Annotated in this window: 6 protein-coding genes and 1 pseudogene; 2 read left to right on the top strand and 5 right to left on the bottom strand. The window is 68.7% G+C overall.

Features of this window, described 5'->3' with window-relative positions; translation table 11 throughout:
* Positions 1-204 precede the first annotated feature (204 nt).
* The 3 genes from ACLP25_RS18890 to ACLP25_RS18880 all read right to left on the bottom strand — a co-directional run bounded on the left by ACLP25_RS18890 (position 205) and on the right by ACLP25_RS18880 (position 2,489).
* Complete coding sequence (locus ACLP25_RS18890) at positions 205-966, bottom strand: DUF1045 domain-containing protein (RefSeq protein WP_442470707.1); 762 nt, start codon at positions 964-966, stop codon at positions 205-207.
* Between the two features lie 105 nt (positions 967-1,071).
* Positions 1,072-2,139, bottom strand: a complete 1,068-nt coding sequence (locus ACLP25_RS18885; RefSeq protein ID WP_442470706.1) for an NAD(P)H-dependent flavin oxidoreductase — start codon at positions 2,137-2,139, stop codon at positions 1,072-1,074.
* Positions 2,136-2,489: a hypothetical protein gene (locus ACLP25_RS18880; protein ID WP_442470705.1), complete on the bottom strand. Its 354-nt coding sequence runs from the start codon at positions 2,487-2,489 to the stop codon at positions 2,136-2,138. The genes ACLP25_RS18885 and ACLP25_RS18880 overlap by 4 nt, the downstream gene beginning before the upstream one ends.
* Positions 2,490-2,819: 330 nt before the next feature.
* Between ACLP25_RS18880 and ACLP25_RS18875 the strand changes: the two genes are divergently transcribed.
* Positions 2,820-3,857: a GGDEF domain-containing protein gene (locus tag ACLP25_RS18875; RefSeq protein ID WP_442470704.1), complete on the top strand. Its 1,038-nt coding sequence runs from the start codon at positions 2,820-2,822 to the stop codon at positions 3,855-3,857.
* 9 nt (positions 3,858-3,866) lie between these two features.
* A complete protein-coding gene (locus tag ACLP25_RS18870; protein WP_442470703.1) occupies positions 3,867-4,319 on the top strand; it encodes a hypothetical protein in 453 nt (150 codons plus the stop codon).
* A gap of 15 nt (positions 4,320-4,334) precedes the next feature.
* On the opposite strand, the gene ACLP25_RS18865 is transcribed toward ACLP25_RS18870, so the two are convergent.
* Together ACLP25_RS18865 and fliI are read right to left on the bottom strand one after the other, a co-directional pair.
* Positions 4,335-4,826 (bottom strand): hypothetical protein, encoded by a 492-nt coding sequence (locus tag ACLP25_RS18865; RefSeq protein ID WP_442470702.1) that lies wholly within the window; start codon positions 4,824-4,826, stop codon positions 4,335-4,337.
* A gap of 7 nt (positions 4,827-4,833) precedes the next feature.
* A pseudogene (gene fliI, locus ACLP25_RS18860) lies at positions 4,834-5,632 on the bottom strand (flagellum-specific ATP synthase FliI); the annotation flags it as partial.

Genomic DNA, 5,632 nt, shown 5'->3' with positions numbered 1-5,632 from the left:
AACCTCAAACGCCGCCTCGAACGCCTCGGCTACACCGTCACCCTCGAACCAAAGGCCGCGCCCGCATGACCCCGCATCCACGCTGAAGCTATTTTCGTAGCAGCAGTTACGGCGGCCCGGAAAATCCGCGGCATCCCCTTGAAAAGGCTCGAAACGGACTCGCATACGGCGCCCGCGAGCGTCGTTCGAGCGGTCCGCGGGGCCTCAGTCGATGAAGCCGGCCGTCATCACCCGCGTGGCGACGCGCTTGGCGCGCCGGCCAGCCCCAAGCGGAAACTGGTGCAAAATTTCGAATTGCCCGTCGCTCTCGCGTTCGCCAAACAGAGCCAGCGTCTCGACGCTGAGGAGCGGCGCGGCGACTCGCATCTGGTAATCCCAGCGCAGCGCCTTCTCCACAAGCTTCGGATCGGCCAGCGCGTTGGTCAACGTGAAGTGCGGACGAAATTCGTTGAGGACGTAGGGGTAGCCCCACATATCGAGATAGTAGCGCTGGAGCGGCGTAAGCCGGGCAAGTTCGCGCCTGCGGCGTTCGGCGTCGGTCAACGGGGCGCGCAGCGCGTCGAGCTTCCGCACCGCCTTTTCCTCGAACGCATGCAGCTCCCGGGCCGACCGGGACGGCTTCAACGCGACGAACGCCCGCCCGTCCGCCGTCGCAATCCTGCCGATTTGCAGTTCGCCCGCCTCGAAGGGATGGCTCCCCCGGGCGAACGCAGCGACGCCGTCAAAGAGGTCGGCGGCGTCGAGATCCGCCCTCAGACGGAAGGGCGCAACGAGAGTCGCGTGGAAGCCATAGCGCCGCGGCTCGTCGGTGAGCTTACGCCACGACTCCGCGTCGTGACCTTCGGGCGCGAAACCCTCGACGTCGCGGCCGGTCGACGCGTCGCGGCCGACAACCTCGCATCCGAATCGCCATAAGTCGCTTGTGAGTGGCGGCGTGACATAAAGGGCGTAGCGCGAATGAAACATGCTGGACCTCGAACCCGCCCTCGCCGCCATGTTGCCATGCAATAAGGCTGCGTGCAATTGTCCCGCGTGACAAACAGAAGTTCACACGGCGCGTACGACGTACGCCTACCGAGGCAGCCGGACAGCGGCAAGGGCCGCGATGGCGTCGCGCCACAGGCGCGCCGTGAGTTCGCCGGCGTCCTCCTCTTTCGCCAGGGCCGCGGCCTGCCCGGCCCACAGCGGCGAAAAATCGCCCGATCCTTTGGATTCATGATGCGCGCGCAGCGGGGCCACGGCGCCGGTCGCGAGCGGAAACGCCGGCGCGCGGGGGCTCATTGGTCCGTGCTCGCGCATGAACCGGTTCAGGAGACCCCGCGCCGGCCGGCCGGTGAAGAGATTGGTGAGCCGCGTCGCGTCCTCCCGGGCGGCGGCGAGCGCGCGCCGGTGCGCCGCGGAGGTCGTCGCCTGCGGCGTCCTCAAATATGCGGTGCCGATCTGGACCGCGCGGGCGCCAAGGGCGAAGGCCGCTGCGATTCCCCTGCCGTCGGCGATCCCGCCCGCCGCGATGACCGGCGCCCGGACCGCGTCCACCACCTGCGGCAGCAGGGCGAACAGGCCAGGCTGAGCGTCGACGTCGTCGGTCAGGAACATGCCGCGATGGCCGCCCGCCTCAGCGCCCTGCGCGATGACGGCGTCGACGCCGCGCGCGTCGAGCCAGCGCGCCTCGGTCACGCTGGTCGCCGACGAGTAGATCCTGGCCCGGGTGCGGCGGACCCGCTCGAGCAGGGCTTCCTCCGGAAGGCCGAAGTGGAAACTGACCACCTCGGGCTTGGCCTCCTCGACGACCTCGGCCATCGCGGCGTCGAACGGCGCGCGGCCCGGCCCGCCGCCCAGGGCCGGCGGCGCGAGTCCCGCCTCGGCGTAATCCGCCGCGAGCTCTGCATGCCAGGCCGCCTCGCGCTCGGGGTCCGGCGACGGCGGGACATGGCAGAAGAAGTTGACGTTGAATGGGGCGCGGGTGCGGGCGCGGACCGCCCCGACCTGCTCGCGCAACAAGGCCGGCGTCAGCATCGCCGCCGGCAGCGAGCCGAGGCCGCCCGCCTCCGCGACGGCGACGCAAAGCTCCACGCCCTGCGAACCGGCCATGGGCGCCTGGATGATCGGAAGACGCGAGGGCAGGAATTCCGTCGTCACGCTGGGCCTCGCCTTCGCCGGCTGAGTGGGCGCGAAGCGTCTCCGCCGCCCTGTTCCCGTCGACCCGGCTCGGCGCGCCGGGACGCCCAGTTGATCGCTTCCTCCGCGAGCGCGGCGAAGGCCTCGTCCAGATCGGCTCGCGACATCGCGGGATAAGCCTTTACCGCCTGCTGCGCGGCAGCGGCGAGCAGGACCGCGACCAGCATGCCCGAGACATTCAGCCGATTGGACCCGTCAGACTCCGCTTCGGCCTCGACCGCCAGCATGAGGTCGCGGATCGCGTCGTCAATTTCAACGATCCGCTCACGCTCCGGCGATTCGATGGCGAGGACGTCGACCAGCTTCAGCATGGGCATCGGCGAACCAGCGAGAAGGCGAGGCCTCGCTCATACCGAACGCCAGCCCGGGTGTAAACGCGGGATCTCTCGGCCGCGCTCGCGGCCGTTCGGCCCCCGCTTACAAAACAGTAACCGGCTCGCCTTACAACAACCCATCGTCCGAATGAGTTGGACGTTTCATAGCGTAAGGGCGGCGGCGCTCGCAGCCGTCCGCAGCCGCCATGACGGCGCCGGCGCGCAATCTTCGAAGGCAGCCATGCGCCATCCGACAGGCCAAGCGACCCACGCGCGCGGCGCGTTATGCGCCTCCCTCACGCGTCTTCGTCAGCGGGCGCGCGCCCAATGAACGCGCTCCTCCTGCTCCGCTCGCACATGAATACGCTCTATGCGCTCGGGACCGTGTTCCTCGTGGCTCTGGCGCTGTCCGCGCTCCAGATCAGCATTCCGAACGTGATCCCGGGATTCGAGCTTCTGTTGTTTGGCTGGCTCGGCGTCGCACTCGGTCGTCTGACGCTGGGCGCCGACGGCTGCACGAACGGCGAAACGGCGGACAGGTCGGACCGGATCGACGCCATTCTGAAGTCTGTCGCAAAGCTCCTTCAGACCCAGGCGAGCGACCACGAGGCCTACTCCGAACGGCTGAACGGAGCCAACTCCCGCCTGTCACAGCAAATGGACGCGAGCCCCGTCCGGGACATCGTGCTGGCGCTGATCGAAGACAATCGCCACATGCGGAACAAGCTCGACCACGTCCGCAATCAGCTCGAGGAGTCGCGGCTCCAGGCGCTGCAGCTCAGGAACAATCTCGAGCGCGCCGAGGAAGCGGGCATGCGCGACTCGGTGACGCAGATTGGCAACCGGCGCTTCTTCGACACGAGTTTCGCCGAGGAGCTCGCACGCTCGCGCCGGACGGGAGACCCCTTTTGCCTGGCGTTGGCCGACCTCGACCGTTTCAAGCTGGTCAATGACCGTTTCGGGCACCTCGTCGGCGATCGGCTTTTGCGGCTTTTCGCCGAAATCCTGGCGCAGAACGTGCGCGGACAGGATCGCGTGGCGCGCTTCGGCGGCGAGGAGTTCGCGTTGATGCTGCCAGGCGCGAGCCTCAAGGATGCGGCCGCGGCGGCGGAGCGGATTCGCCAAGTTCTCGAGGCCAAGCAGTGGACGCTCGGGCCGACTGGCGAGCCCGTCGGCACGATCACTGCGTCTTTCGGTGTGGCGCAACTGCGTCCCAACGAGACGGGGGACGAGCTCATCCAGCGGGCCGACGAGCGCCTGTACGACGCGAAGGCAAAAGGGCGAAACTGCGTTGTCGCCGATACGGCGGGCCCAACACCGCCAACGACGCGCGCGCCTCGTCCCAGGCGGGTCGCAAACAACTAAGGCCTCGCTGTGACTGCGATGGATCGGCCCGGCGACGCGTTTCGACGCGAACTCGAAATCGCCAGCCGGCGCCCGCAATCGAACCCTGACAACCAATGCGTCGCAGTCCCGTCGCCCGGTCTTGTCTTCCGTCTCGATTTCGGTCCGGCGCGCGGCGGCGGCGGCGAAGCCCGATGGGGCCTTGCCATGGAGTGGGCTGACGAGCCGCAGCCCAAGGCCTCCCTTGCGCGAACGCCCACGCTCGATTCCGCGCCCCCGGCCGACGTCGAGGAAGCCGTCGCGCGCGAGCTCGGACTCGGCGTGTGCCTTACCGCGGATGCTCTCGCGGAGCGATGGCGCGCCTTTGTCTGGCGCAATCATCCCGAGCGCCAGCCGGTTCATGCGCGCGAACGCGCAAACGCGCGCGTCGCCATCGCCAACGCCCTTTATGACAGCGCGCGCCGCGCGCTGCGCCACGATTGAGCGAGACCGCAGCCGTCAGTCGAAGATCAGCTTGCGCGAGAAGAGCGCGGCCCCATTGGCTGAACTCGAGAGCGTCAGCAGCGTCGTCCCCCTGTCATCGAGCACGGCCCAACCTCCGTTGCGGCGGACGATCGCGCCAATCCGTCCGAGACCGGCGACGTCCTCTCCCGGTGTGGCCGAAACGATTTTCCCCTCGATCCTGAGCCATACCCGATCGCTTCGTGCGGCGACGATCCCGGGCCGCGCCGGCAGCGGTCTCCGCGTCAGGTCTGCGACCGATCCGGTTTCGGCCATGTCGACAGCGCCGGCGGCTTGCGGAGGGGTTCCAGGCGGCGGTTCTCCGACGATCAGTCCGCGCGGTTGCGCGAAGATCGCCAGATGCTCCATGCCGAGAACGCGGACCTGGCCGCCGCCATAGGCGAGCATATAACCGGCGAATGCGATCGAAACCCCGGCGAGGGCCGTTCCGACGGCGCGCAGCGCGATGTCCGCTCCAGCTGGGATCATAGACGCCTCACGGCTCGGCGAACCTTCCGTCGCTGCGCAGCGCGGCGGCGAGATCGATGAACGGAGCCTCGCACGGAGGGGCGTCGGGGGCCTGCATCATGGCCTCGTAGATTCTCGGCGCCGACTTGATCGCCTTGTCGAGGAGCGGATCGGCGCCGGGCGTATAGCCGCCCATGAGGCGCAGCTCGCGCGTCTCTTCGTAACGCGCGACGAGCGCACGGAGGTTGGTCACCAGCTTGCGCTGCTCGGGCGTCCAAATCGGGTGGGCGAGGCGCGACACGGACGTCAGGATATTCACCGCCGGATAGCGGCCCTCGTCCGCGATGGCCCGATCGAGCACGAAGTGGCCGTCGAGCGTGCCGCGCACCGCGTCGGCGACTGGATCGTTGTGATCGTCGCCGTCGACCAGAACCGAGAAGATTCCGGTGATGGAGCCCGCGCCTTCCAGCCCCGGACCGGCGCGTTCGAGCAGCCGCGGCAGGTCGCTGAATACGCTCGGAGCGTAACCGCGCGCCACCGCCGGCTCGCCCGCGGCGAGCGCGACGTCGCGCGCCGCATGGGCGAAGCGCGTCACCGAGTCGAGGATGAGCAGCACCTGTTCACCCTGGTCACGGAAATATTCGGCGACCGCCATCGCCGTCTTGGGCGCGAGCCGCCGCATCATCGGGCTCTCGTCGCCGGTCGACACCACCGCCACCGCCGAGTATCGGTTGACGCCGAGCGTGTCGTCAAGAAATTCGCGCACCTCCCGGCCGCGCTCGCCGACCAGCGCGATGACCACGGTGTCGATCGGCGCCGCTCGAGCC

Origin of the sequence: Roseiarcus sp. (assembly GCF_052145395.1) — a bacterium.
Classification (GTDB): domain Bacteria; phylum Pseudomonadota; class Alphaproteobacteria; order Rhizobiales; family Beijerinckiaceae; genus Roseiarcus.
Note: the sequence above shows the minus strand (reverse complement) of the source record. Positions and strands in the feature narration are given on the sequence as shown.